2 protein-coding genes are annotated in these 1,725 nt (G+C 38.6%); both read right to left on the reverse strand.

The window, feature by feature from the left end; all coding sequences use genetic code 11:
* Positions 1-82: 82 nt before the first annotated feature.
* Complete coding sequence (lnu(C), locus tag PGX44_RS13885) at positions 83-577, reverse strand: lincosamide nucleotidyltransferase Lnu(C) (protein WP_019543803.1); 495 nt, start codon at positions 575-577, stop codon at positions 83-85.
* A 23-nt stretch (positions 578-600) separates the two neighbouring features.
* Positions 601-1,638, reverse strand: coding sequence for an IS1595-like element ISSag10 family transposase (locus tag PGX44_RS13890; RefSeq protein ID WP_002837184.1), 1,038 nt, complete (start codon positions 1,636-1,638; stop codon positions 601-603).
* Positions 1,639-1,725 lie beyond the last annotated feature (87 nt).

Below are 1,725 nucleotides of genomic sequence, written 5' to 3' on the forward strand. Positions count from 1 at the left end.
AGGCTATGTCACAACAAACAGTTGATAAATAGCCATTTTTATAGGGGAGTATCAGAACTCCCCTACAAACTGTTATTTGCAGTTATCTATACTCATTTGGAATTTCGATATGAAGTGTCTCACACAATAACTTCACATCATGTGCATCATTTTCATCAAACTCGTATCCCAGATGGAACATTACTTGACTATATGGTTCAATACAGGAAACCTCTATTTCCTCAATTCTTCCTTTACCCGAAAAAGTTTCTACCGGAAAACAATCCCCATCATAAAGAATTTCACCTTCGTCCGTATATTCAAAACAATGCAAATCAATAATTCTGTTTTTCAAATCTTCCCATACAGTATGGTTCAATGTTGTATATTCCATCTTAATCTCATAAAAGCCATTAGCTTTCATTATTTCTATAAAGTTCTGATAATCGTTCTTTTCTACAAAAATGTCAATATCATTATGGGCTCTTGACTGATATCCAAGAAGAGCATCTACACCCCAGCCACCATCAAGAAAGACTTTAATCTCCGCATCTATTGCAAATTGAAGAATCTGTTTTACATCTGTTATATTGACCATCTTATCATCTCCACAAATTCTAATTAGGCGACCAGAGGAACTGCTGGTCTGTTTGATAAATCTCTGCATTTAGCAGTTTTCAATGTTGCCAAAACGAAAGTTAAGAAGATGTTCCTTTTCTCCATGTCGCTTTCTTTGGCGTAATTTACAAGGTTATTCCACACAAGATAGTTGTTCAGATACTTGGTAGAAACACCGTTAAAGCCACGCATAAACCTCTTTAGCTGGCTATGGTAGCTATTGATATGTTGGATATTATAAATGCCTTTCTTGGCTTTGCCAGTCTTTAACTGCACAAGGTCAATGCCATTGGCATTTGTAAATCTCACATAGGAGTTCATCTTGTCCGTAACAAGAGTGGAATTGGTCTTAATCCTACCATCATAAATATGATGTAAATCTCTTGTAGAAACTCTACCAGTATTCGTAATCTTGGAGATAGACAAGCCATTCCTATTAACCGCACAAGGAACACATACCTTTTCTTGGGACAAGCCTCTGATATGTGTAGAATGACCACGCTTATGAGCCTTGCGTGGCATAGCAAATGTCTTACTCTTGCTATGATTGCCCTTGTACGAGATGGCGAAAAAAGTTTCGTCAGCCTCAATAATGCCGTCAAGGGTAACATCGTCTGCCATATTCTGAAGTGCATCCAAAATCTTGTGTCTCCAAAGGAATGCGGTGTTTCTGTGAATCCCACAAGCAACAGCAGTCTTACGAATGGATAAGCCATTCATCATACAATCAATGTACTGCTCCCACACGGACAAGTCTTTTCTTGTACCAGACACAATGGAGTTCGTAGCAATCACGAAGGACTTGCCACAATCCTTACATACATATCGCTGTGTGCCATCTTTACGATGACCATTGCGAACCACATGGATACAGCCACAAAGAGGGCATACACGACCATTTGCAAAGCGTTCCTTTGCTACGAAATCTTCAATATTCAAAGACTTTACAAAGGCAGGACTTAAAAGCATTGTTTTAAGGCTTTCCTGCTCTGCGACAGTCAACTTACCGATAATATCTAATGCGTCTTTGATAGTAGGCATATCCAATTACCTCCTTCGGTGGTACTGTTTCTTACTATTATTATACGCTATTTCTCGTCAAAATCAACCATTTGTTGTGACAGAGCC

Origin of the sequence: Caecibacter sp. AF58-12pH5A (assembly GCF_027681725.1) — a bacterium.
GTDB lineage: Bacteria > Bacillota > Negativicutes > Veillonellales > Megasphaeraceae > Megasphaera > Megasphaera hominis.

What these genes read in the sequence shown, in the direction of transcription:
- PGX44_RS13890 (WP_002837184.1), bottom strand. Translation starts at nt 1,638, where the DNA reads ATGCCTACTATCAAAGACGCATTAGATATTATCGGTAAGTTGACTGTC.